The sequence below is a fragment of the Pseudomonas mucidolens genome, from assembly GCF_900106045.1.
Lineage (GTDB): Bacteria > Pseudomonadota > Gammaproteobacteria > Pseudomonadales > Pseudomonadaceae > Aquipseudomonas > Aquipseudomonas mucidolens.
The window spans coordinates 4,689,972-4,714,607 of sequence record NZ_LT629802.1 but is presented as its reverse complement, the minus strand read 5'-3'; the positions used below and the strand labels follow the sequence as shown (position 1 = coordinate 4,714,607).

The 24,636-nt window shown below is 60.0% G+C and carries 25 protein-coding genes; 20 read left to right on the top strand and 5 right to left on the bottom strand.

Going from position 1 to position 24,636, the window contains the following annotated elements:
* The first annotated feature begins 109 nt into the window (after positions 1-109).
* From BLU75_RS21705 to BLU75_RS21665, 9 genes are all read left to right on the top strand, one after another.
* Positions 110-337: a RebB family R body protein gene (locus BLU75_RS21705; RefSeq protein ID WP_084381397.1), complete on the top strand. Its 228-nt coding sequence runs from the start codon at positions 110-112 to the stop codon at positions 335-337.
* A gap of 18 nt (positions 338-355) precedes the next feature.
* The gene (locus tag BLU75_RS21700; RefSeq protein WP_084381396.1) at positions 356-934 is read left to right on the top strand and encodes a hypothetical protein; all 579 of its coding nucleotides are present in this window, start codon (positions 356-358) and stop codon (positions 932-934) included.
* An 82-nt stretch (positions 935-1,016) separates the two neighbouring features.
* On the top strand, positions 1,017-1,652 hold the full coding sequence (locus BLU75_RS21695) for a hypothetical protein (protein ID WP_084381395.1): 636 nt from the start codon (positions 1,017-1,019) through the stop codon (positions 1,650-1,652).
* Between the two features lie 28 nt (positions 1,653-1,680).
* A complete protein-coding gene (locus BLU75_RS21690; RefSeq protein ID WP_084381394.1) occupies positions 1,681-2,151 on the top strand; it encodes a hypothetical protein in 471 nt (156 codons plus the stop codon).
* 82 nt (positions 2,152-2,233) lie between these two features.
* Positions 2,234-2,548, top strand: a complete 315-nt coding sequence (locus BLU75_RS21685) for a RebB family R body protein (RefSeq protein WP_084381393.1) — start codon at positions 2,234-2,236, stop codon at positions 2,546-2,548.
* Between the two features lie 54 nt (positions 2,549-2,602).
* Positions 2,603-2,917, top strand: a complete 315-nt coding sequence (locus tag BLU75_RS21680) for a RebB family R body protein (protein ID WP_084381392.1) — start codon at positions 2,603-2,605, stop codon at positions 2,915-2,917.
* A 292-nt stretch (positions 2,918-3,209) separates the two neighbouring features.
* Positions 3,210-4,652: an NADP-dependent succinate-semialdehyde dehydrogenase gene (gabD, locus tag BLU75_RS21675; RefSeq protein WP_090221557.1), complete on the top strand. Its 1,443-nt coding sequence runs from the start codon at positions 3,210-3,212 to the stop codon at positions 4,650-4,652.
* Positions 4,653-4,835: 183 nt separating this feature from the next.
* The gene (gene gabT / locus BLU75_RS21670; protein ID WP_084381390.1) at positions 4,836-6,116 is read left to right on the top strand and encodes a 4-aminobutyrate--2-oxoglutarate transaminase; all 1,281 of its coding nucleotides are present in this window, start codon (positions 4,836-4,838) and stop codon (positions 6,114-6,116) included.
* Between the two features lie 311 nt (positions 6,117-6,427).
* Positions 6,428-7,345 (top strand): IS110 family transposase, encoded by a 918-nt coding sequence (locus BLU75_RS21665; protein WP_084381955.1) that lies wholly within the window; start codon positions 6,428-6,430, stop codon positions 7,343-7,345.
* A gap of 80 nt (positions 7,346-7,425) precedes the next feature.
* Here BLU75_RS21665 and BLU75_RS21660 read toward each other — a convergent pair whose 3' ends face one another.
* Positions 7,426-8,436: a GGDEF domain-containing protein gene (locus tag BLU75_RS21660; protein WP_084381927.1), complete on the bottom strand. Its 1,011-nt coding sequence runs from the start codon at positions 8,434-8,436 to the stop codon at positions 7,426-7,428.
* Positions 8,437-8,746: 310 nt separating this feature from the next.
* Complete coding sequence (gene desA, locus BLU75_RS21655) at positions 8,747-9,925, bottom strand: delta-9 fatty acid desaturase DesA (RefSeq protein ID WP_084381926.1); 1,179 nt, start codon at positions 9,923-9,925, stop codon at positions 8,747-8,749.
* 165 nt (positions 9,926-10,090) lie between these two features.
* On the opposite strand from desA, the gene dibA reads away from it, so the two are divergent.
* The 6 genes from dibA to BLU75_RS21620 all read left to right on the top strand — a co-directional run bounded on the left by dibA (position 10,091) and on the right by BLU75_RS21620 (position 16,516).
* The gene (gene dibA, locus BLU75_RS21650; protein ID WP_084381925.1) at positions 10,091-12,001 is read left to right on the top strand and encodes a phosphodiesterase DibA; all 1,911 of its coding nucleotides are present in this window, start codon (positions 10,091-10,093) and stop codon (positions 11,999-12,001) included.
* Between the two features lie 511 nt (positions 12,002-12,512).
* Positions 12,513-12,695, top strand: a complete 183-nt coding sequence (gene oscA / locus BLU75_RS21640; protein ID WP_084381923.1) for a sulfur starvation response protein OscA — start codon at positions 12,513-12,515, stop codon at positions 12,693-12,695.
* Positions 12,696-12,770: 75 nt separating this feature from the next.
* Positions 12,771-13,781 (top strand): sulfate ABC transporter substrate-binding protein, encoded by a 1,011-nt coding sequence (locus tag BLU75_RS21635; RefSeq protein WP_084381922.1) that lies wholly within the window; start codon positions 12,771-12,773, stop codon positions 13,779-13,781.
* 46 nt (positions 13,782-13,827) lie between these two features.
* Positions 13,828-14,646, top strand: coding sequence for a sulfate ABC transporter permease subunit CysT (cysT, locus tag BLU75_RS21630; protein WP_084381921.1), 819 nt, complete (start codon positions 13,828-13,830; stop codon positions 14,644-14,646).
* A gap of 13 nt (positions 14,647-14,659) precedes the next feature.
* Positions 14,660-15,532 (top strand): sulfate ABC transporter permease subunit CysW, encoded by an 873-nt coding sequence (cysW, locus tag BLU75_RS21625; RefSeq protein ID WP_084381920.1) that lies wholly within the window; start codon positions 14,660-14,662, stop codon positions 15,530-15,532.
* Between the two features lie 3 nt (positions 15,533-15,535).
* Positions 15,536-16,516, top strand: a complete 981-nt coding sequence (locus tag BLU75_RS21620) for a sulfate/molybdate ABC transporter ATP-binding protein (protein WP_084381919.1) — start codon at positions 15,536-15,538, stop codon at positions 16,514-16,516.
* A 244-nt stretch (positions 16,517-16,760) separates the two neighbouring features.
* Here the strand turns inward: BLU75_RS21620 and BLU75_RS21615 are convergent, their stop codons facing one another.
* A complete protein-coding gene (locus BLU75_RS21615) occupies positions 16,761-17,273 on the bottom strand; it encodes an Mpo1 family 2-hydroxy fatty acid dioxygenase (RefSeq protein WP_084381918.1) in 513 nt (170 codons plus the stop codon).
* An 83-nt stretch (positions 17,274-17,356) separates the two neighbouring features.
* Here BLU75_RS21615 and BLU75_RS21610 point away from each other — a divergent pair, with 83 nt between their 5' ends.
* On the top strand, positions 17,357-18,091 hold the full coding sequence (locus BLU75_RS21610) for a Crp/Fnr family transcriptional regulator (protein WP_084381917.1): 735 nt from the start codon (positions 17,357-17,359) through the stop codon (positions 18,089-18,091).
* A 32-nt stretch (positions 18,092-18,123) separates the two neighbouring features.
* Entirely contained in the window at positions 18,124-18,489 is a 366-nt protein-coding gene (locus BLU75_RS21605; protein ID WP_084381916.1) for a response regulator transcription factor, read from the top strand.
* Between the two features lie 15 nt (positions 18,490-18,504).
* Here the strand turns inward: BLU75_RS21605 and BLU75_RS21600 are convergent, their stop codons facing one another.
* Positions 18,505-19,509 carry an AraC family transcriptional regulator gene (locus tag BLU75_RS21600; RefSeq protein ID WP_090221556.1) on the bottom strand — a complete coding sequence of 335 codons (1,005 nt, stop codon included), beginning with the start codon at positions 19,507-19,509 and terminating at the stop codon, positions 18,505-18,507.
* Between the two features lie 101 nt (positions 19,510-19,610).
* On the opposite strand from BLU75_RS21600, the gene BLU75_RS21595 reads away from it, so the two are divergent.
* Positions 19,611-20,693: a fatty acid desaturase gene (locus tag BLU75_RS21595; RefSeq protein WP_084381914.1), complete on the top strand. Its 1,083-nt coding sequence runs from the start codon at positions 19,611-19,613 to the stop codon at positions 20,691-20,693.
* A 7-nt stretch (positions 20,694-20,700) separates the two neighbouring features.
* Here the strand turns inward: BLU75_RS21595 and BLU75_RS21590 are convergent, their stop codons facing one another.
* Positions 20,701-21,885 (bottom strand): CynX/NimT family MFS transporter, encoded by a 1,185-nt coding sequence (locus tag BLU75_RS21590; protein WP_084381913.1) that lies wholly within the window; start codon positions 21,883-21,885, stop codon positions 20,701-20,703.
* Between the two features lie 240 nt (positions 21,886-22,125).
* Here BLU75_RS21590 and BLU75_RS21585 point away from each other — a divergent pair, with 240 nt between their 5' ends.
* The gene (locus tag BLU75_RS21585) at positions 22,126-22,977 is read left to right on the top strand and encodes a LysR family transcriptional regulator (protein ID WP_084381912.1); all 852 of its coding nucleotides are present in this window, start codon (positions 22,126-22,128) and stop codon (positions 22,975-22,977) included.
* Positions 22,978-24,035: 1,058 nt separating this feature from the next.
* A complete protein-coding gene (locus BLU75_RS21580) occupies positions 24,036-24,617 on the top strand; it encodes an alpha/beta hydrolase (protein WP_084381806.1) in 582 nt (193 codons plus the stop codon).
* Positions 24,618-24,636 lie beyond the last annotated feature (19 nt).

The window sequence follows — 24,636 nt, the reverse complement described above, 5'->3', positions numbered from 1 at the left end:
TGCTTTTTCACAGCCGACGAGATGCGGCGTTCTAGTTCAATGAGCACGTTTCGCCTCACGCGATAACCACCGGCATTTTCGCCGGATCGATTCCATCAAGGAGAGATGTATGACAGAGGTCAACAGCCAGATTACCGATGCTGTCACCCAAACCAACGTCAAGGTGGTTGCGGAGGCGCCGGCCCAGGCCATTGCGTCGCTGTATCAGGTGGCGAGCAGTTCGGCCGGCTTGTCGTTGCAAAATGCGGTCAACAGCCAGCAGGCCATGAACCAGATTTCCAATGCGGTTATCTCCAAGGCCGTCGCGTTGATCATGCAGATTGGCGAGAAGGGTTGAGCCCTGGGGGGACTGATTATGTCGTGGTTCAGCAGAAAGAAAGCCGCCACTCCAGAAGCACCACCCGCGGCTGATGCACCTGCACCTGCACCTGCGCCGGCGGCGAAAGCCTCGCGCTCAATCATGGAACGCATGAACGAGCATCTGCTCAACCAGGCGAGCACGCCATCTGCGGACAGCACGGCAGCACTCAATAGCCAGATTGTCCAGGCCGTGCAGTTCACCAATTCGCAGAACTTCGCCTATGCGCCGGCCCAAATCGCAGTGCCGGCCGACATGATGATCAGCCAGGCCGCCGGGCTGGTCGCGCAGTCAGCCGCAGGGTATTTCGACGGGGTCAGCAAAATTGCCCTGGCGGCCCAGGCCGTGCTGCTTCAGCAAATGACCGAAAACATCGTCAAGGACAACCTTCCGGCCGCCGCCGAGGATGCGTTGGGCGCGCTGGCCACCGATTTGCTGGTGGGCGCTGCCGCCGCCGTGGCCGCCGCCGCCGGCGCGATGGAAGCCGAGGCCGCCAGCGTGGCCATCGACAAGATCGACCAGAGCATCGCCAAGTACGCCGATACCTTGGCTAACCGGGCTGCGCCAGCGGCCTGAATCGAGCACGGCGTTCCAGAACCCTTCTGGAACGGTGCAACAGCAATTTGCAAGTAACTTTTCTTGAGTGAGGAGCGACATCATGCAGCCTGGAGATATTGTTTTTTCAGTGGCGCAAGTGGACGACAAACTGTCCACCAGTATTCCCCGTGCGTTTATCCGTGCGGGGCAATGGCTCAAGGCCAAGATCTTCGGCACCGGCGATCCCAATGTGCCGGTGGTGCATGCGGCCATTGCGGTGGATGCCAACCGGGTGATCGAAAGCGTCGGCGACGGCATCCAATTGACCGACCTGACCACCGAAACCCCGCCGCGCGGGGCGATGGTGTTCACCTGCACCAAGCGTGACCTGGCCCGTGCAGCCGTCTATGCGGCCGAGCAGTTCTACAGTGACGTGGCAAGCAAGGACATCAGCGGGCGTTACAGCAAGTGGAACGCGGCGCTGTCGATCTTCAGCCGGTCGGCCTATGAACCCGGAATCATGAGCCGTATCAACGAATCAGTGTCGATCGGCGATGCGGCGTTCTGTTCGCAGTTTGTCGCCAACACCTACGAGGTCGGCAACCTGTACCGCATGGCCAACATGCCGCTGCCGGCGCCGATCTTCGTCACGCGGCCGACTGTCATGACGCCGTGGGAGTTGGCCGTCAGTTGCGACAATGACAAAGACTTCTACTTCGCCGGCTTCTGGCAAGACAACACCGAGGTGCGGCTTTAGCGGGCCGGGCGCGGTCCAGGAGGCTGACATGACGCAATCCCCAAAAGACCCCGTGGCCGACGTCTACCGCCTGGCCGAAGCCCTCAACCTGCCGCTGTCTCCCGGCGACCGGCACGTGCTGGAGGCCCTGCTGCGCAGCAAGCCACAGACCCTCGACGGCACCACCGAAGCGGTCATCGAACAGGCCCGGTCGCAGACCCGCCAATTGATCGATGCCGAACGGGCCCGTGCCGGCGAGATCCTTGATCAGGCCAAAGCCAGTGAGCAAGCGCTGCGCCAGACCGCCGAGCAACGGGAAGCGTTGATCCAGCAATGGCTCAAGGCGCAGCAGCCACAACCCTCATCAGGCGCGGAAAAGCCGGCCGATGCTGGGTTGAAGGCACTGATCCAGCAGGAAGTGAAAGCCGCCATCGATAAGCAGCTTGAAGGTCTGATCGTGCAGATCGAAGGCGCTCTGGGGCAGTTGGGCGGCGTTAATGACAAGGGGCCGAACGGTTGATGTCGAGCTGTTCACACTCGCTGTTTTGCGACGTTCATTGATTAACACGGAATGCTCCGTGTCTTAAATAAGGAAATTGATCATGCCACTAGTCAACGAGCAAATTACCGACGCGGTCACCCAGACCAACGTCAAAGTGGTCGCCGAGTCGCCAGCGATGGCGATGAGCACCATCTATCAATCCATGGCCCAGGCCACGGCGATTCTGTTCCAGAACTCCGTCTCGGCCCAACAGCAGCAAAACACCCTGGCCCAGGCGGCCACCAACCAGGGCGTGATGCAAATCTACAGCGTCGATACCACTGCGGGCGCCGCCGCCACCGAGAAGGTCGCCCAGGGCGGAGTGGCGGATAACCTCACCAGCCTGTTGAGCGTACTGAAGTCGTTCCAGCCTTGATTGGCTGAGCGTTGACGGATGTTGTTTCTTTTAAGAAAACCAGGAGTTCCAACCATGAGTACAGTCAGTCCGCAAATCACCGATGCCGTCACCCAGTCCAACGTCAAAGTGGTCGCTGAAGCGCCTGCGATGGCCATGGGCACCATTTATCAATCCATGGGCCAGGCCACCGCGATTCTGTTCCAGAATTCGGTTTCCGCCCAACAACAGCAAAACACCCTGGCCCAGGCGGCCACCAACCAGGGCGTGATGCAGATCTACAGCGTCGACACTACCGCTGGCGCCGCCGCCACCGAGAAGGTCGCCCAAGGTGGTGTGTCGGATAACCTCACCAGCCTGTTGACCGTGCTCAAGTCGTTCCAGTCTTAATCCGGACGGCCAACGCAGCCTCCGCCGCCCTCAGGGCCGCGGGGGCTTTTTTGTCGGCGCTGATCGGAAAAAACCAAAAGTGGCGGCGTTCTCGTTCTTTTTTTCGAACATACTATTGTCCTTTACCCCCATTGATCCTAGGATTCGTTTGAGATTTCAAACGACCTGTCTCCCGTGCGGCAATCATTTGCTCGCGCCCAGTGACTGATTTTCCTGACGGCAGCCCCCAAGGGCGCCTTTCAAAAACTCTAATTTGCCCCGCGTGCGCGCGGTGCTGTTAAGGAAAGCCGACATGCAGCTTAAAGACACCCAGTTGTTCCGCCAGCAAGCCTTCATTGATGGTGCTTGGGTCGATGCCGACAACGGTCAGACCATCAAGGTCAACAACCCGGCGACAGGCGAAATCCTCGGCACTGTGCCGAAAATGGGCGCCGCCGAAACCCGCCGCGCCATCGAAGCCGCCGACAAGGCCCTGCCAGCCTGGCGCGCACTGACCGCCAAGGAGCGCGCCAACAAGCTGCGCCGCTGGTTTGAACTGCTGATCGAGAACCAGGACGACCTCGGTCGCCTGATGACCCTTGAACAAGGCAAGCCGTTGGCCGAAGCCAAGGGCGAAATCGTCTACGCCGCGTCCTTCATTGAATGGTTCGCCGAAGAAGCCAAGCGCATCTACGGTGACGTGATCCCCGGCCACCAGCCCGACAAGCGCCTGATCGTGATCAAGCAGCCGATCGGCGTGACCGCTGCGATCACACCGTGGAACTTCCCGGCGGCGATGATTACCCGCAAGGCCGGCCCGGCCCTGGCCGCTGGTTGCACCATGGTCATCAAGCCTGCTTCGCAAACCCCATTCTCGGCCCTGGCCCTGGTTGAGCTGGCGCACCGTGCCGGCATCCCGAAAGGCGTGCTGAGCGTGGTCACCGGCAGCGCTGGCGACATCGGCGGCGAGCTGACCAGCAACCCGATCGTACGCAAGCTGTCATTCACCGGCTCGACCGAAATCGGTCGCCAACTGATGGCTGAATGCGCCAAGGACATCAAGAAAGTCTCCCTGGAACTGGGCGGTAACGCACCGTTCATCGTGTTCGACGACGCTGACCTGGATAAGGCCGTCGAGGGCGCGATCATCTCCAAGTACCGCAACAACGGCCAGACCTGCGTCTGCGCCAACCGCCTGTACATTCAGGACTCGGTGTACGACGCATTCGCCGAAAAACTCAAAGTGGCAGTGGCCAAGCTGAAGATCGGCAACGGCCTGGAAGAGGGCACCACCACCGGTCCGCTGATCGACGAGAAAGCCGTGGCCAAGGTGCAGGAACATATCGCCGATGCCTTGAGCAAAGGCGCCACCCTGTTGGCGGGCGGCAAGGTCATGCAAGGCAATTTCTTCGAGCCGACTATCCTGACCAACGTGCCGAAAAACGCCGCAGTGGCCAAGGAAGAAACTTTTGGCCCCTTGGCACCGTTGTTCCGCTTCAAAGACGAAGCCGAAGTGATCGCCATGTCCAACGACACCGAGTTCGGGTTGGCCTCGTACTTCTATGCCCGCGACCTGGGCCGTGTATTCCGTGTGGCGGAAGCCCTGGAGTACGGTATGGTCGGCGTCAACACTGGGTTGATCTCCAACGAAGTCGCGCCGTTCGGCGGTATCAAGGCCTCGGGCCTGGGCCGTGAGGGTTCCAAGTACGGGATCGAGGATTACCTGGAAATCAAATACCTCTGCCTGGGCATCTAAGGCCCGGCAAGGCATTGCTGCAAACGCAAAGGGCACGAGAGCGCTGTCCCTTTGCGTGATTCACCCCGTTATTCGCAGTGGCCGGGAAAGCTGTGGCAGTCGATCATCGCATGCTGTTGCAGTTGCCTCCCCGCCACCTAATCCTTGAACCACGCCGCCCGATGAGCGGCGAATGAGGACTTTATGAGCAACAAGACCAACGCTTCCCTGATGAAACGCCGCGAAGCCGCTGTAGCGCGCGGTGTTGGCCAGATCCACCCGATCTTCGCCGAGTCGGCGAAAAACGCCACCGTGACCGACGTTGAAGGTCGCGAGTTCATCGACTTCGCCGGCGGTATCGCCGTGCTGAACACCGGCCACGTACACCCGAAAATCATCGCGGCCGTGACCGAGCAACTGAACAAACTGACTCACACCTGCTTCCAGGTGCTGGCCTACGAGCCTTACGTGGAGTTGTGCGAGAAGGTCAACGCCAAGGTCCCGGGTGACTTCGCCAAGAAAACCCTGCTGGTCACCACCGGTTCCGAAGCCGTTGAAAACGCCGTGAAGATCGCCCGTGCCGCGACGGGTCGCGCTGGCGTGATCGCCTTCACCGGCGCTTACCACGGCCGCACCATGATGACCCTGGGCCTGACCGGTAAAGTCGTGCCTTACTCGGCCGGCATGGGCCTGATGCCCGGTGGTGTGTTCCGTGCGCTGTACCCGAACGAACTGCATGGTGTGAGCGTCGACGACTCGATCGCTAGCATCGAACGTATTTTCAAGAACGATGCCGAGCCGCGTGATATCGCCGCCATCATCATCGAGCCGGTGCAGGGCGAAGGTGGCTTCTACGTGGCGCCCAAAGCCTTCATGAAGCGCCTGCGTGAACTGTGCGACCAGCACGGCATCCTGCTGATCGCCGACGAAGTGCAAACCGGCGCTGGCCGTACTGGCACTTTCTTCGCCATGGAGCAGATGGGCGTTGCCGCCGACCTGACCACCTTCGCCAAATCCATTGCGGGCGGTTTCCCGCTGGCCGGTGTGTGTGGCAAGGCTGAATACATGGATGCCATCGCCCCGGGCGGCCTCGGCGGTACCTACGCCGGTAGCCCGATCGCCTGCGCCGCTGCGCTGGCGGTGATGGAAGTGTTTGAGGAAGAGCACCTGCTGGACCGCTGCAAGGCCGTCGGCGAGCGCCTGGTCACGCGTCTGAAAGCTATTCAGGCCAAGTACCCGGTGATCGGCGAAGTGCGTGCGCTGGGTGCGATGATCGCGGTCGAGTTGTTCGAAGACGGCGACAGCCACAAGCCAAACGCGGCTGCCGTGGCCTCGGTGGTTGCCAAGGCGCGTGACAAGGGCCTGATCCTGCTGTCCTGCGGCACCTACGGCAACGTGTTGCGCGTACTGGTCCCGCTGACCTCGCCGGACGAGCAGTTGGACAAAGGCCTGGCGATCATCGAAGAGTGCTTCGCCGAGCTGTAACAGGCTGGTCGGCCATGTGTGGGAGCGGGCTTGCTCGCGAATGCGGTGTATCAGTCACCCGATGTAGCGACTGAAGGTCCGCTTTCGCGAGCAAGCCCGCTTGTGTCTTGATCTAGGAATAAACTCTGGGGTGAGAGGGGTGGATGGCAAGCTGCAAGTCCGCGGTGCTCAAAGCACGTGTGGGAGCCGAGCTGCCATCCACCTTTCCACTCTGGCCTACAAGCCCGAACAGTTGGACGAGCAGCCACTCGAAATCACAAGCGTGGGCAAAGCCAGAGCACTCTCACATCTGAGTGTAAGAGGGTTTTGCCATGATTTCCTGGGTCGGTATCGACATCTCAAAATCAAACCTTGTCGTCTGGGTTAAACCACAGAGCGAAGGTTTCGATGTTTCAAACACTTCAGAAGGATTTCTTGAGCTGATTCGACGATTGAGTCAGTTTGAAGTCAGTCTGATTTTGCTGGAGGCCACCGGGGGCTATGAGCGTAATGCCATGGCGGCTCTGCAAGGCGCAAACTTCAAGGTGCTCAGGGTCAATCCTCGCCGAGCCAGATCCTTTGCCGTGGCGATGGGCAAGAATGCGAAGACTGACGCTATTGATGCGGCCGTTCTAGCAGACTTTGCTGAAGTGCTGAATGCCTCAAGCAGCAAGGTTATTTCGCCTGAGCGTGAAGCGCTCCGCGAGCTGGTTCAGCAGCGCGAGCATTTCGTTCAGCAACGAGACGACAATAAGCGCCGTCTTCAGCAAGCCCAGCTACCAGCCGTTATTGCGCTGATCAAAGGCCATATTCACTTCCTGCAAACGCAAATCAGGCAACTTGATAAGGCCATCAATCAGAGCATGCACGAACTGGACGCAGAAAAAGCCCAGCGGCTCATCTCTGTTAAAGGTATCGGTACGGTTGCCACCGCGAGTTTGCTGGTTTATCTGCCCGAACTAGGTGAGCTTGATCGCCGTGAGGTTGCGGCCTTGGCAGGTATCGCGCCCTTGAACGACGACAGCGGTAATCACAGCGGGAAGCGACATATCTATGGAGGCAGAGCCCGTGTCAGACGGGCTCTGTACATGTCCTGCTGGGTTGTAATCCGCCATCAGCCCGACTTCAAGGCACGCTACGAAGGCCTTCGAGAGCGAGGTAAGAGCGCGAAGGTCGCGCTCATCGCCTGCATGCGTGTACTGCTGATTAGGCTCAATGCCATGTTGCGAGATGGCACTGAGTGGCGGTGACGAATGGCATGGTGAAGACAGTTGCTCCCACATTCAACTGACCGTGCTTTCCAGCGGTTCCATTGTCTATGGTTGCAGGATCATCCCACCACCACCCGGTTCTTGCCTTGGCGCTTGGCTTCATACATGGCGGCGTCGGCCCGGGCGAACAAGTTGTCCAGCGTCGTGTCCTCGGCGGTGAGGCTGGTCAGGCCCTGACTGACGGTCACTCCGTAGGTCTGGTCTTCATGGCTGAAACTCAGTTGCTGGATTTCCTGCCCCAGGCGTTGTGCGACCTGCATGGCCGTCTCCGGCGCGCAACCGGGCAGCACGGCGGCGAACTCTTCGCCGCCGATGCGTCCGAACAGATCACCGCGACGTAAAACCCCTCGACCCATCTCGGCGATACGCAGCAGCACCTGATCGCCCTCCAGGTGACCGTAGGTGTCGTTGATGGTCTTGAAGTCATCGATATCCAGCAGCAGGAAAGCCAGCGGCAAGCCCTGGGTACGGGCGCGCTCATATTCGCGGTGGGCGCATTCAAAGAAGTGTCGGCGGTTGCTGCTGCTGGTCAGCACGTCGGTGGTGGCCAGGCGCTGCAGTTCAAGTTCAAGCTGCTTTTTTTCGGTGATGTCCTCGGCGATGCCGACTACGATTACCGGTTGGTCGGGAGTGGCGTGCTGATTGATAAAGCACTTGTCGCTCAGCCAGCGGATCTGCCCGTCGGCGGTGATGATGCGGTATTGACGATCTTCTACCGCCTTCAGCTCCAGCACTTGGGTCAGGCTGTGTTCGGCGTAGTCCGAGTCTTCCGGGTGAATGCTGTTGCGCCATTCGTTGTGGTCGGCCAGCAACAGGCTCGCCGAGCGGCCAAAGATGCGCTCATAGGCCGGACTGACGTACAGCACGCGACGCGTCTCCCATTCGATGGCCCATAGCACGGCGTTGACGCTGACCAGCAACGAACTCAACAACTGCTCGCGCTCGCTCAGGCGTTCCACTTCTCCCTGGGCGTGCATCAGTTCCAGTAACGTGGCAGCGACCGTCGATTGCGACGCATCCAGCGTGGCAGACGCAGGTGAGGGTGACTGGGAGTCCTTTTGGTGGACCATCGGCACAATTCTCTTGGGGCATGCCGCAGGATCGGACAGCGCTCACAACTCGGTTCGCCGGGATGGCGAAGTGTTGTTTGAGAGAGGTTAATTTCAGCGAAGTTCCGTTATCGGGGGCGATTGCAGGGCAATCTTCGGTGACTGTGGAATGGCGCCAGAAAACTGCTGAGGGAACTGTTACGGCTGCCCTAGCAGCTGTCGAGCCCCAGCTGGGCTGCGTCGGGGACAACGCGTCACTTCGCTTGGCTCGATGGCGGCAGTGCAGCTGACGCAGCCTCGCTGGGGCTCGACAGCTGCTACCGGGGGACGTTTATGCAGGTCGCAACGAGTAGGTTTTCAACTGGTGGGCAAAGTCGCGCAGGGACTGGATCCCGCTGGCTTCGGCTTCGTGCACCCATTCCTTGATCGCAGCCAGCATGTCATGGCCGTTGGTGCTGGTCTTGAGCCAGATCTGTTGCAACGCCAGGCGTTTTTCGTAGATCACCTTCAGGGCGTGGCTGTGTTCCAACATGCTTTGGATACGCAGATGGTGACGGTCATCCAGCAGGCTGGTTTCCCGTGACAACAAGCGTTTGGCGCGGTGGAACTGGTGGCGGACCGAATGATCGACCTTCTCCAGCTCCTGCTTGACCAGCGGTGCGATCACCAGCTTGCGGTACTGGGCCATGATCTGGAAGCGGTTGTTGAGGATCGCCATGGCGGTATCCATGTCGAGGTGGCCCTTGCCTTCGACCCGGTGGGCGATAGGCGCGACCCGCTGGACCTTGGCCAGGCGCAGGAAGCTGAACACCTGGATCCAGGCCCAGCCCAGGTCGAATTCCCATTTCTTCACCGACAGCTTGGCGGAGTTGGGATAGGTATGGTGGTTGTTATGCAATTCTTCGCCACCGACGATGATGCCCCAGGGCACCAGGTTGGTCGCGGCGTCACGGCACTCGAAGTTGCGGTAGCCAATGGCATGTCCTAGTCCGTTGATCACGCCGGCGGCCCAGAACGGGATCCACATCATCTGGATCGCCCAGATGGTGATGCCGATGGTGCCGAACAACAGCACATCGATGACGCCCATCAGTGCCACGCCGAGCAACGGGTAACGGGTGTAGACCTTGCGCTCGATCCAGTCGTCCGGGCAGTTCTTGCCGTAGATGCGCAATGTCTCGGGGTTTTCCGCTTCGGCCCGATACAACTCGGCACCTTTGCGCAGGACCGTGGACAGGCCTTTGATGACCGGGCTGTGCGGGTCGTCGACGGTTTCGCACTTGGCATGGTGTTTACGGTGGATGGCAGTCCACTCGCGCGTGTTCTGGGCGGTGGTCAACCACAGCCAGAATCGGAAGAAGTGCTTCAGGCCAGCATTGAGCTCCAGGGAGCGGTGGGCTGAATAGCGGTGCAGATAGACCGTGACCCCGACAATGGTCACGTGGGTCATCAACAGGGTGACTGCAACCAGTTGCCAGGCCGACAAGTCAAGAAAACCGTTGTACCACATAGGCTGTATGGCCCTCAGATAAATAAAAAAACAGCATACGCATTATCACTCAGCTCACAGATAAAACCAGTCGCCTGTTCAGATAAGAGTGGCTGGATGTTTCTTATTCTATAATCCGCAATCTTTGTAGGGCGGATCGGTTTTTTAGTAAGGATTGCTAGCTATATGTTGTTTTCATACCGAAGTGCCCTGCGTGCGGGGCTGGTGTACCTGCTGGCGTCCATTTTGTGGATCCAGCTCAGCCAGCAACTGTTGATCAATTTTTTCGATGAACCACTGACGTTGAGCCATTGGCAAGTGGTGCGTGGTTACATCTGGGTCAGCCTTACTGCCTTAGTGATTTTTCTTTTGTGTGCCCGTTTTGCCCGCGCGAACTCGATACAGCAGCCGTTGCAGGAAAGCCGTGAACGGCTGCGCCAAGCGGCGGCGGTGTTCGATTGCACCCGCGAAGGGGTGCTGGTAACCGATGTTCAAGGGCGGATTGTTCACGTCAATCGCGCTTTTATCGAAATCACCGGCTACCGACGCGAAGACGTTTTGGGGCGCGAGCCCAATATGTTCAAGTCGGGCCGCCACTCGGCCAGCTTCTACCAGCACATGTTCGAAAGTCTGGCGCGGTGCGGTGAATGGAGTGGGGAAGTCTGGAATCGGCGCAAGAGCGGGGAAATTTATCCACAGTGGCAGACCATTCGGGTCATCCCGGATGACCTGGGCCACGTCACTCACTGCGTTGCGGTGTTCTCCGACATCAGCGCTATCAAGCATTCCGAGCACGAGCTGACGCGGCTGGCGCACCATGACCCGCTCACCGGTCTGCCCAATCGCCTGTTGTTCACGGACCGCGTCGAGCAGGCGCTGGCTTCGGCGCAGCTCAACAAACGCGGCTGTGGGCTGCTGCTGTTGGACCTGGATCACTTCAAGATCATCAATGACAGTCTCGGTCACACCGTCGGTGACCAGATGCTCAAGGCGGTGGGCGAGCGGCTGCAAAGCCTGTTCGGCCACGGTGTGACGCTGGCGCGCCTGGGCGGCGATGAGTTCGCGGTGTTGGCGGAAAATTGTCCACAGGTGGTCCAGGCCGCCGCCATGGCCCAGCAGATTATCGACAGCTTGAAAGAACCGTTTGTATTCGACGCTCAGCAACTGTTTATCAGCGCCAGCATCGGCATCAGCCTGTTCCCCAGCGATGCCTTGAGTGCTGAACAGCTGCTGCGCAACGCCGATTCCGCGCTGTTCAAGGCCAAGAGTGCCGGGCGCGAAGGCTACGCCTTGTACACCGAGGAACTCACGGCCCACGCCCAGAACCGGATCGAGATCGCCAATGAGCTGCGCCGCGCACTTGATCAGCATGAGCTGCAAGTCTATTACCAGCCAGTACACGATCTGCAGACCCACCATCTGGTCGGCGTTGAAGCCTTGGTTCGCTGGCAGCACCCTGAGCGCGGCCTGGTACCGCCCACGGACTTTATTCCGATTGCCGAACGCACCGGGCTGATTGGCGATATTGATACCTGGGTACTGGATCAGGCCTGTCGCCAGATGTGTCAGTGGTTGGCGGAGGGCAAGCAGCTGTCGTTTCTCGCGGTGAATATTTCCAGCCGTTTGTTTTCCCGACACGAACTCTATGAACAGGTGGCCAAGGTGCTGCATGACACCGGCCTGGACCCGGCGAAGCTGGAGCTGGAAGTCACCGAAAGCGCGGTGATGGACGATCCGGAAGGGGCGCTTGAGCAACTGCATCGCCTGCGCGAACTGGGCTTGCGCCTGGCTATCGATGATTTTGGCACCGGTTATTCGTCGCTGCTGCGCCTTAAGCGCCTGCCGGTGCAGAAGCTGAAGATCGACCAGGGGTTTGTCGCAGGATTGCCGTGGGATGAGGACGACGCGGCGATTGCGCGAATGGTCATCGCCCTGGCGCAGAGCATGGGCATGCAGGTTCATGCCGAAGGTATCGAACAGGCGGAACAGGCGCGCTTCCTCCTCGATCACCGGTGCGACCTTGGTCAAGGCTACTGGTTTGGACGGCCGATGCCAGCCACCGAGATTGATTGGCACCGGACGCCCTCGATCGGCTAGCGCCTACGGGAAATGGCCTCCTCTCTTGCCCTATGGCGAGGGGGCTCGTCCTAATGCCGTTCAGTTAAGCGAATAGCGCCCACTGTAGGAGAGAGGGGGGCGCCTAGCCCTTGCTCGCGAAAAACGTCAACGATGACGCGTGTTTCCTGAATGAACGCGGCGCCTATGAGTTCTTCGCGAGCAAGCTCGCTCCTACAAATAGCCCTAAAAAATCAGCACGGTCTTTCAGGAAAACATCTGCAGCAGGCTTGGGGCTGCTGTGCAGCCCAACGGGGGACGAGCCCCCTCGCCACAGGACAAGCCCCCTCGCCACAGGAAAGACGGGTTGGTCCTCTCCCTGCGGAACCAGCTTCCTGGGGCGGCGCCGGTCCCGCATCTCGGCTAAAGATTAATTGGTTATATAAAAATTCTTAAATAGTATTTTTAAGAATAACTGCGCTTATCTACTATCGCTCCCATGCCACGCGCGGTGCCGTCACTGCGCGGCATTTCTCATTTCAGGAGCACGATCATGAGCGCATCGCTACGCAGCGTTGACGGACAGGACGAAGCAGCCATCTTGCGTGAAATCCAGAGCGCCTTGCGCGATCTGCGCTTTGGTGCGGTGGAGATCACCGTACACAACGCCCAAGTGGTGCAGATCGAACGCAAAGAGAAATTCCGTTTACAGCAGCCGGGCAACAAACCGAGTTGAGCACGTTCGGTGATTCGATTGCTGGACCCGTCTCCATAAGAAAAAGCCAACACTCAAGAACTTCAGGAGTTTGCTATGTCGTCGATTCGCCGTTATGTCCTGGCTGCACTGGCCAGCGCTGTGTTTGCCGGTTCCGCCGTTGCCAAGGACTATGAACTGCTCAACGTTTCGTATGATCCGACCCGTGAGCTGTACCAGGAATATAATGCTGAGTTCAGCCGTTTCTGGCAGCAGTCGCACCCCGATGACCACGTCAAGATCCAGCAATCCCACGGCGGCTCGGGGAAACAAGGCCGGGCGGTGATCGACGGCCTGCGCGCCGACGTCGTGACGCTGGCCCTGGCCGGTGACATCGACGAGATCGCCAAGTTGGGCAAGAGCCTGCCGGAAAACTGGCAAAGCCGTTTGCCTGAAGCCAGCACCCCCTACACCTCGACCATTGTGTTCCTGGTACGCAAAGGCAACCCCAAAGGCATCAAGGACTGGGGTGACCTGATCAAAAACGATGTCTCGGTGATCACGCCGAATCCGAAAACCTCCGGCGGTGCGCGCTGGAACTTCCTTGCCGCCTGGGCCTACGGGCTGCAAGCCGGTGGCAGCGAAGCCAAGGCCCAGGAATACGTAAAAGAACTGTTCAAGCGCGTGCCGATCCTCGACACCGGTGCTCGCGGCTCGACCATCACCTTCGTCAACAATGGTCAGGGTGACGTGTTGCTGGCCTGGGAAAACGAAGCGTTCCTGGCCCTGAAGGAAGACGGTGGCACCGACAAGTTCGAGATTGTCGTGCCGTCGCTGTCGATTCTCGCCGAACCACCGGTGGCGGTGGTCGATAAGAACGCCGAGAAAAAGGGCAATGCCGAAATCGCCAACGCCTACCTCAAGCACCTGTACAGCCCGGCAGGCCAGGAGATTGCGGCGAAGAACTTCTATCGTCCGCGGGACGCGGCGGTTGCCGCCAAGTATGCCGGGCAATTCCCGAAACTGGAGCTGGTGACTATCGACAAAGACTTCGGCGGCTGGAAAACTGCGCAGCCGAAATTCTTCAATGACGGTGGCGTGTTCGACCAGATTTACACGGCCCAATAACCAACACGGCCCCTCTGTGGAATCTAACTGTTAACCAAGGACTCTTATGTCGCGTCGTATCTCCCCCGTCATACCCGGCTTCGGGCTGACGCTGGGTTACACCTTGGTGTACCTCAGTCTGATTGTGCTCATACCGCTGGCGGCGATGTTCGTGCACGCCGCTCAACTCACCTGGGATCAGTTCTGGGTCATCATTTCGGCGCCGCGCGTGTGGGCGGCGTTGAAATTGAGCTTCAGCACCGCGTTATATGCCGCGTTGATCAACGGCGTGATCGGCACGCTGCTGGCGTGGGTGCTGGTGCGTTACACCTTCCCCGGTCGCAAGATCATTGATGCGATGATCGACCTGCCGTTTGCGCTGCCCACCGCCGTGGCCGGTATTGCGCTCACCGCCTTGTATGCGCCGAATGGCCTGGTAGGCCAGTTCGCCGCCGACATGGGTTTCAAGATCGCCTACACCCCGCTGGGCATCACCCTGGCGTTGACCTTCGTCACGCTGCCGTTCGTGGTGCGCACGGTGCAACCGGTGCTCGCCGATATCCCCCGGGAAATCGAAGAAGCCGCCGCGTGCCTTGGCGCCAAGCCTTTGCAGGTATTTCGCTACATCCTCGTACCCGCGTTGCTGCCAGCCTGGCTGACCGGGTTTGCACTGGCCTTTGCCCGCGGCGTGGGTGAGTACGGTTCGGTGATCTTCATCGCCGGCAACATGCCGATGAAAACCGAGATCCTGCCGCTGCTGATCATGGTCAAGCTCGATCAATACGACTACACCGGCGCGACCTCCATCGGCGTGCTGATGCTGGTGGTTTCCTTTGTCCTGTTGCTGCTGATCAACTTGTTGCAGCGGCGCATCGAACACCCATAAGGAGGCGCGGAACATGTCCCAATCGTCTATTTCCGCTGCGTCCTCGGCCAACGCTGCCCGGCGTGGCAGCGCGGTGTCCCGACGCATACTGATCGGCCTCGGCTGGTTGATTTTCGCCCTGTTCCTGTTACTGCCATTGTTTATCGTGGTGTCCCAGGGCCTGAAGCTGGGCCTGGGCGCGTTTTTTGCGGCGATCTTCGAACCCGATGCGCTGTCGGCGTTGAAACTCACGGTGTTTGCCGTGCTGATTTCGGTGCCGCTCAACCTCGTCTTCGGCGTCAGCGCCGCCTGGTGTGTGAGCAAGTACTCGTTCCGTGGCAAAAGCATGCTGGTGACGCTGATCGACCTGCCGTTCTCGGTGTCGCCGGTGATCGCGGGCCTGGTGTATGTGCTGATGTTCGGCGCCCAGGGTTTCTTTGGTCCCTGGCTGCAGGATCACGACATCCAGATCGTCTTCGCCCTGCCGGGCATCGTCCTGGCGACGATCTTCGTGACTGTGCCGTTCGTGGCCCGTGAACTGATCCCGCTGATGCAGGAGCAAGGCACCCAGGAAGAAGAAGCCGCACGCCTGTTGGGCGCCAACGGCTGGCAGATGTTCTGGCACGTCACCGTGCCGAACATCAAATGGGGCCTGATCTACGGCGTGGTGCTGTGTACTGCCCGCGCCATGGGCGAGTTCGGTGCGGTGTCGGTGGTCTCGGGGCATATCCGCGGCGTCACCAATACCCTGCCGCTGCACGTCGAGATTCTCTACAACGAATACAACCACGTCGCCGCGTTTGCGGTGGCGAGCCTGTTGCTGATCCTGGCGCTCTTCATCCTGCTGCTCAAGCAGTGGAGCGAGAACCGTATCAACCGCCTGCGCGCCAGTAGCGGTGAGGAATAAGTCATGTCGATCGAAGTCCGTAATGTCAGTAAGCACTTCAACGCCTTCAAGGCCCTGGACAGCATCAGCCTGGACATCCAGAGTGGTGAACTGGTCGCGCTGCTCGGCCCTTCAGGCTGTGGCAAGACCACCTTGCTGCGCATCATCGCCGGCCTGGAAACCCCCGACACCGGCAATATCGTGTTCCACGGCGAAGACGTCTCCGGCCACGATGTGCGTGATCGCAACGTCGGGTTCGTGTTCCAGCACTACGCGCTGTTCCGCCACATGACGGTGTTCGACAACGTCGCCTTCGGCCTGCGCATGAAACCGAAAAACCAGCGCCCGAGCGAAACCCAGATCGCGGCCAAGGTGCACGAGCTGCTGAACATGGTGCAACTGGACTGGTTGTCCGACCGTTACCCGGAACAACTTTCCGGTGGCCAGCGCCAGCGCATCGCCCTGGCCCGCGCCCTCGCGGTGGAACCGAAAGTACTGCTGCTGGACGAGCCGTTCGGCGCCCTTGATGCCAAGGTCCGCAAGGAACTGCGTCGTTGGCTGGCGCGTCTGCACGAAGACATCAACCTGACCTCGGTGTTCGTGACCCACGATCAGGAAGAAGCCATGGAGGTCGCCGACCGTATCGTGGTGATGAACAAGGGTGTGATCGAGCAGATCGGCTCACCGGGCGAGGTTTACGAAAACCCGGCCAGCGATTTCGTCTATCACTTTCTCGGCGACTCTAACCGCTTGCACCTGGGTGAGGACCAGCATGTGTTGTTTCGTCCGCACGAAGTGTCGCTGTCGCGCCATGAGCTGGAGGATCACCATGCGGCCGAAGTCCGCGATATTCGCCCGTTGGGGGCGACCACGCGGGTGACATTGAAGGTCGAAGGCCAGAGCGAACTGATCGAAGCCGAAGTGGTGAAAGACCACGACAGCCTCATCGGTTTAGCCCGGGGCGAGACCCTGTTCTTCAAGCCCAAGGTGTGGCAGAAAGCCTAGACCCGAGCAACACACGAGGTAAATGAGAGCTAGCCCTCTCCCCAAGGGGGAGAGGGGGCTGAGCAAAGTGTGCTGAAAAAATGGGCGACCTGAAAGATCGATTTGATGGCGAATTCAACGTCGTCCTTTCAGGTCTAAAAATATCTGAAATGTCCCCCATTCAGTTTCCTCTCCCTCTTGGGGAGAGGGTGAGGGGTGGGTCTCAAGGCAAACACAAAAAAACGCAACAGCGCGATGGCGGAATTTAGATCGCGCGCAACAGCACCGGTCCTGAACGCGCCTCGATCTGCTGTTTGAGGTCCTGCCGCAGCCCCAGCAAAAACGCCATCTCCGCCACCACGAACAACGGCCCGACGATCAGCCCGGACACGTCATCGACAAACGCAGGCTTTCTGCCCTCGTAGTAATGGCCGACAAACTGGATCACCCAGCCCACCACAAACAGGCCAATGCCGCTGCTGAGCCACACAAACGTGCTTTGCTCAGCCAACAGATGGCCGGCCCAGACTGACAGGCCCATCAACACGCTCATCAACACGCCTAAAGCCAGCTCCAGACGCAGATAGAACCCTGCCGAAAACAGCGCCAGCAGTACCGCTGGCGACAGCCAAAGGCCGGCCAGCGACCATTCCGGGCGCGACAGCAGCACGGCGACCGCCACCACGAGCATGGGAATGCCGATGAAATGACTGGCGATGTTGCGCGGATCACGGTGGTAGGCGGCGTATTGACTGAGATGGTCGACGAGGCTTTTCATTGTTATTCCTCCTGTAGGATGTTGGATCATGCCCTGTCAGGCACGGGCGAACTGTCAATTGGCCGACAATCTTCGGAGTGTTCATGGATGCAGCGAAATGGCACCAACGACTGACCACCGGTCACTGGTACCGCCACCTGCCCGCTGATCTACAGAATAGCTTGCTGGCCGCGGCCCGGTTGCGGCTGCTGACGGCGGGCCAGTCCCTGTTCAAGCGCGGCGATCCGCCTTGTGGGGTGTATGCGGTGCTGGAAGGGGCCGTGCGAGTCAGCGCGGTCAATGCCCAAGGCAAGGAAGCGGTGCTTAGCCTGGTGGAGACGCCCTATTGGTTCGGCGAGATTTGCCTGTTCGATGGTTTGCCGCGTACGCACGATGCCTTGGCCGTCGGGCCCTGTACGCTGTTGCAGGTACCGCAAGCGAGCATGCTCAAGCTCCTTGATAACCAGCCGGCGTATTGGCGGGACATGGCCCTGCTGATGAGCCACAAGTTGCGTTTGTCGTTGATCAATATCGAACAGATGAGCCTGATGCCGGCCTTGTCGCGCCTGGCGCACCGGTTGCTGATGATCGCCGAAGGCTACGGTGAAATAGAGCATGCACGGCGGCTACTGCAATTGCCGCAGGAGGATCTGGCGGCGATGCTGAGCCTGTCGCGCCAGACCACCAATGCGCTGCTCAGGACGTTGCAGCAACAAGGTATCGTCGGACTGAGTTATGGTGCGATCGAGATACTCGACCTGCCACGCCTGCGTTTCGCCGCAGGCATCGACGCGGCTCCGTTGCCCCAGCCACTTGAACAAACGCCGCACATTGAATGACAGGTTTTTAATCAACCATGACGAGGTAAGGCATGCAGGTGCTGTTAGTGGAAGACCAGCCCCAACTGGCGCGACGTATGGCCCAAGGGTTGGAAGAAGCCGGCTACGGGGTGGAAGTGGCGGCCAATGGCATGGCGGCCCAGCGGTTTGTCGAGAGTACTGAATACGCTCTGGTGATCCTGGATGTGATGTTGCCGGGTCTGAATGCCTGGCAATTGCAGCAGGCTATCCGCCAGAAAGGCCAGACGCCTTTGCTGTTTCTCACCACTGAGAACGGGATTGAAGACCGCCTGCGCGGGCTGGAGCTGCATGAGGATGACTATCTGCTCAAGCCCTTTGAACCCAAGGCGTTGGTGGCGCGTGTGAGGAAGTTGTTGCGCCGTGACCGGGGGCGTTGACAGCGCTGATCATCGCTACCGCAATCCCTCCCGAAACTGCCCCGGCGTCATTCCGGTCCAGCGCTTGAACGCCCGGTTGAAACTGCTGGTGTCTGCAAACCCGAGCAAATGACTGATCTCGGCCAACGAGCAGTCCGGGTCACGCAAATGCTGCAGCGCAAGGTTTTCCCGACACTCATTGAGCAAGGCATCGAACCGACATCCTTCATCGGCCAAATGCCGTTGCAAGCTGCGCAGGCTCAAGTGCAAGGCCTGGGCAATGCGCTCGGCGCCGGGTTCGCCGTCCGGCAATTGAGCCTCAATCGCCGATCGCACTTTGCGCTCCCAGGTCAGCGGTTGCAGTTGCGCCAACGTACGCTTGAGCACCGTTTCGTTATGCTCGGCCAATTCCGGGTTGGCGTCGTCCAGGTGACTGTCGAAATCAGCCGGGGCGAATTCCAGGCGGTCCTCCTCGGCGGCGAAAAACACAGGGGCGCGAAACACCTTGTGCCAGGGCTCCGGGTCGGCCGGCGCCGGGCGCCGCAGGTACACCGCCAGCGGCGCATAGTCACGTCCCAGGCGGTTGCGACAGGTGCGTACATAAATCGCCACGAACGCATCAATGGCCTCGAAAGCCGGTGCCGGACGGTCCTCTGCACGCAGCAGGCGAAAACAATAGCGCTCACCTTCATGTTTCAGCTCCAGGCACAGCGCGTCGCTGACCACCTGGTGATAGCGCACGATGCGTTCGAACACTTCGCGCAGGCTGCCGCTGGCCACCAGGGCGTAACCCAGCGCATGGAAGGTGGTAGGGCTGACAAACCGCGACACCCGCAGACCGATGGCCGGATCGCCACTGGCCTGCACCGCCAGTTCCCACAGGCGCGTGGTGGCGGATAACGGGTAGCGTGCATTGGGGTCGTCCATGTGCTGCGGATTGAGGCCGGCTTCGGCGCACAGCGCGGCGCTGTCGAGGCCGAGGGCGTCGAGTTGCTTGCGCAAGGCGCGGGTCCAGCTGGCGAGGGAAGTGGCTTCAGGCATGGCAATTGGCGCTTGCGGTCAACAGGTTGGCGTGCGGGGCTAGCGTCCCGCCAAACGTCTTGAGGCAGGATACAGGCATCAATAAGCAAGAGGATGGAAGCATGGACGGTACTTCTGCAAGTCCCCGGCAGATGAGCGCGCAACAGCGTGCGGCGCATATCCGTGAAGTAGTGCTGGCCGAAGGCATGCGTGTGCGCCGGCGCCACCCTTGGCTGCGGCATCAGGATGCGTTGGGCGCGGGCATCCTGGCCTTTGCCTTGGTGGGCATGCTCGGCTCGGCGGCGCTGTACATCACCGGGCATATGGCAGGCTGGGCGTGCCTGTTGCTTAACGCGTTCCTGGCGTCACTGACCCATGAACTGGAGCATGATCTGATCCACAGCATGTATTTTCGCAAGCAGCGCCTGCCCCACAACCTGATGATGGGCCTGGTCTGGCTGGCACGCCCGAGTACCATCAATCCGTGGATACGGCGCCACCTGCACCTGAATCACCACAAGGTCTCCGGCACCGAGGCCGACATTGAAGAACGCGCCATCACCAATGGCGAGCCCTGGGGGCTGGCCCGGTTGCTGATGGTCGGCGACAACATCATGTCGGCGCTGATCCGCATCCTGCGAGCTGCGACCTGGAAGCACAAACTGAGCATTCTCAAACGGTCGTTGCTGGTGTACGCACCGCTGGCACTCCTGCATTGGGGCGCCTGGTACGTGTTCCTCGGCTTTCACGCCGCCAACGGCGCCGCCAGCCTGCTGGGCACCCCGATTGACTGGTCGGCCGGCACCCTATCGACGATGCATGTGATCGATATTACCGCCGTGGTGATTATCGGCCCCAATGTGCTGCGCACGTTCTGCCTGCACTTTGTCAGCTCCAACATGCACTACTACGGCGATGTCGAGCCGGGCAACGTGATCCAACAAACCCAGGTCCTCAACCCTTGGTGGCTCTGGCCGTTGCAGGCGTTCTGCTTCAACTTCGGCAGCACCCATGGCATTCACCACTTCGTGGTCAAGGAACCGTTCTACATTCGGCAGATGACGGCGAGGGTGGCGCATAAGGTGATGGCGGAGATGGGCGTACGCTTCAATGATTTCGGCACGTTTACCCGGGCCAATCGTTTTGAACGCAACGCGAACCCATCCCTGGACCCCATCCGCCCGGCGCAAACACTGACGCGCTGAACACTCGCTAGCCGGGGACGGCGAGGCTGCGGTAAGTCGCGGGGCTGAACACCCGCGTCACCACCAGCATTGCCAGCACCGAGAAGGTCAGCACCAGCCAGGCGCTGGTGAAGCTGCCAGTCAACTCCCGTAGCCAGCCGGTCATCCAGGGCGAGACGGCGTTAATCAAAAAGCCCACGCCTTGCACGAACGCCGCCAGTTGCCCGGCTTCACGAGGGTCGCGGCGGTGGTCGAGGGTCAGCAGCAGGCTCAGGGCAAAACAGGCGCCCAGGCCGAAACCGATCAACGCCACCCACAGATGGGGTTGTTGCAGCGGCGCCAGCCATAAGCCCAGATAGCCCACGGTCTGCGCCAGCAGGCTGATGGTCAGCAAGGGGCGGCGGTCGATACCGCGTTGGGCCAGCGCCGGCATCAGCAGCGCGGCGCAGACCTGGAAAATCGTCATGAAGGCCAACAGTGAACCGCTGGGCAGCACCTCCCAGCCCAGTTGCTGGTAGTAAGCCGGCAGCCACGCCACCATGCTCATGTAACCGCAATTGACCAAGCCGAAATACAGCGCCAGCAACCACGCACGGCGGTTGCGCAGGCCTTGGAAGGGGGCCGTTGGCTGATGACGTTTCGCCGCGCCCAATGGTAGCCACGCCCACAGCAGCAACGCGCCGAGCGCTGGCAGCAACCAGATACCGAGCCCGGCCTGCCAATGCTGAAAGTGGCTGGCGACCAGCGGACTGAGCAGCGCCGCCAAGCCACCGCCACCCATCAACGACGCGGAGTAGACCCCCATCGCCAGCGGTACCCGGTGATGGAACTGGCGCTTGATCATGCCCGGCACCAGCGCCTGGACCAACGCCACGCCGGCGCCGCCGAACAATGCCGTGATCAGCAGCGCCGGTGCCTGATCCAGCAGCCAGCGCGCCAGGCACGCCAGCAGAATCATCATTAGGCCCAAGGCAATCCCACGCCTTTCGCCCAACTGTGCTTCCACCCGAATGCCGACCAGCGCCACCAGGCCCATGCACACCACCGGCAGGCTGGTGAGCAACGCGCTGCTCTGGAAACCCAGGCCGGTGGCTTGGCGAATTTCTCCCAGCAACGGGCTGATGGAACTGAGGATGGGCCGCAGGTTGAGGCCCAGTGCTACTAGGAGGCCCCAGCCGGCGAGCCTGCTGGCCAATGAGTTATTCAATGTCATGCGGGGCCTGCTTGATCAGTCATAAAGTACCTCTTGAGCACGATGCTCGAACCTATTGCGTAGCCTCCCCTTGCACGCGCAAGTCGAACTGTCGCAGCTGTCGAGCCCAAGCGAGGCTGCGTCAGCGGTGTATCTGACACAGGTGCGGGGACGATCCGGCGTGAAGTATGGACAGGTACTCAGGTATTCTGAAATTAAATATAACCATGCCAATCAGTGGCATTCATGATGGTGAGACGTATGTTCGATCCTGTGTTGTTGCGCAGTTTCATCGCCGTGGTCGAGTGCGCCAACTTCACTCGCGCCGCCGAGCGCCTGCACCTGACCCAATCCACCGTCAGCCAGCAGATTCGCCGCCTGGAAGACACTGTGGGTTGCCAGCTGCTGGACCGCGATCAGCGGCGGGTCGTGGCGACCGCCGAGGGCGAGCGCTTGCTGGCCTATGCCCGCAGGATCCTGACGTTGAACGAGGAGGCCGCCGACGTGCTGATCAACCAGCGCAGCGACGGCGTGCTGCGCCTTGGCGTGCCGGAGGACTTTGCCGCCGAACGCTTGATGCCGTTGCTTTCGGCATTTGTCGTGGCCTATCCACGGGTACGCCTGGAAGTCACCAGCGGCCTGGGGCCGGAGTTGCTGCGCCAATACCGCGCGGGTGAATTCGATGTGTTGCTGGTCAAGCAGATGGGCAGCAGCGACGACTGTCTGGCGTCATGGCCGGAGCCGTTGTGCTGGGTCGATAGTCGCCGCTCGCCGGCCCTGGGGCGTGACCCATTGCCGTTGGTGGCGTTTCCGGTGGGTGGCTTGTACCGCAATGAAATGCTCCACCACCTTGAGGTCGGTGGCTGGCGCTGGCGCATCGGCTATTCCAGCGCGAGCCTCGCGAGCGTGTGCTCGGCGGTCGCGGCCGGGCTCGGTATCAGCCTGTTGCCGGAGCGAGTGGTGCTGCCCGGGCATACCGTGCTGGGAGCGGATAGCGGACTGCCGGCGGTGCAAGGCGTGCGACTGGCGTTGTACGGACGCAGTGGTCCGGGCACGGCGGGGCAGACGTTGCAGCAGCAGTTGCGGGACTTATGTGACGCCAACCCGCGCTGAGTGGTGGCCGTCTGAAGCTGCCTGGATCTGAGGTGGAGGGACCTGCCCCTCACCCTAACCCTCTCCCCAGAGGGGCGAGGGGACTGACCGAAGTGGGCCGAGAAAATTGGCGACCTGAGAAACCGTTTTGATTATGGATTCAAAGCTGCTTTTTCAGGTTGCCCTAGATTGCCAATATCCCCCGTTCAGAGAGGCGAGGGGACTGACCGAAGTGGGCCGAGAAAATTGGCGACCTGAGAAACCGTTTTGATTATGGATTCAACGCTGCTTTTTCAGGTTGCCCTAGATTGCCAAAATCCCCCGTTCAGAGGGGCGAGGGGACTGGCCGAAGTGGGCCGAGAAAATTGGCGACCTGAGGAACCGTTTTGATTATGGATTCAAAGCTGCTCTTTCAGGTTGCCCTAGATTGCCAATATCCCCCGTTCAGAGAGGCGAGGGGACTGGCCGGAGTGGGCCGAGAAAATTGGCGACCTGAGGAACCGTTTTGATTATGGATTCAAAGCTGCTTTTTCAGGTGCCTAGATTGCCAAAATCCCCCGTTCAGAGAGGCGAGGAGACTGGCCGAAGTGGGCCGAGAAAATTGGCGACCTGAGGAACCGTTTTGATTATGGATTCAACGCTGCTTTTTCAGGTTGCCTAGATTGCCAAAATCCCCCGTTCAGAGAGGCGAGGGGACTGACCGAAGTGGGCCGAGAAACTTGGTGACCTGAGAAACCGTTTTGATTTTGGATTCAAAGTTGCTCTTTCAGATTGCCCTAGATTGCCAATATCCCCCGATCAGTCCCCTCTCCCCTTTGGGGAGAGGGTTAGGGTGAGGGGCGGATCTCCAGCCTGCCGCCTATCGCCCGGCCGCCGCAGCATTTTTAACCCGGACACTGCGTAACCCATTTCATCGCCTGCCTTTCATCGCGATCCCCATACGCCTGCTTTTCAAAATCCTTGCACATGACCTTAAAAATCACTTTTGGTTATTAATAAATAGCTTCTTATTCCTTAACGAATATATATCGCGTCCCTATACTGACCCGCATTGTTAAGCGCTGCAGGAGGGCACACCCATGCACAGCGAGTCGATTCGTTACCTGATCGTGCCGGGTTGGCAAGGATCGCCAGAAGAGCATTGGCAAAGCCACTGGCAAAACAGTTTGCCCAACAGTGCCCGCGTGGAGCAGGCCGACTGGTTGACCCCGCGCCGCGAGGATTGGGTGGCGGCCCTGGCCGAGGCGATTGTTGCCGACAATACGCCGGTCATTCTGATTGCTCACAGCCTGGGCTGCATCACCGTCGCCCACTGGGCTGCGACCGCGCCGTTGCAGTCTTTGCGCCTGGTGCGTGGGGCCTTGCTGGTGGCGCCGGCAGATGTCGAGCGGCCTGCTTGTGCACCGGCGTTGCGCAACTTTGCGCCGATTCCGACAGGCTTATTGCCATTTCCCAGTCAGCTGGTCAGTTCCGATAACGACAGCGCCGTCAGCGCCCCCAGGGCCCTGGAAATGGCGCGTCACTGGGGGGCAGAAGCCGGGATCCTCGCGGGTGCCGGGCATATCAACGTGAAATCCGGTCACCGGCGCTGGGAGCAGGGTTTTGCCTACCTCTATCGCCTGCAAAATCGTCTGGAGCACCACGCCCGGCGCCGCGCCTGAACCTGTTCAACGCCCCGTC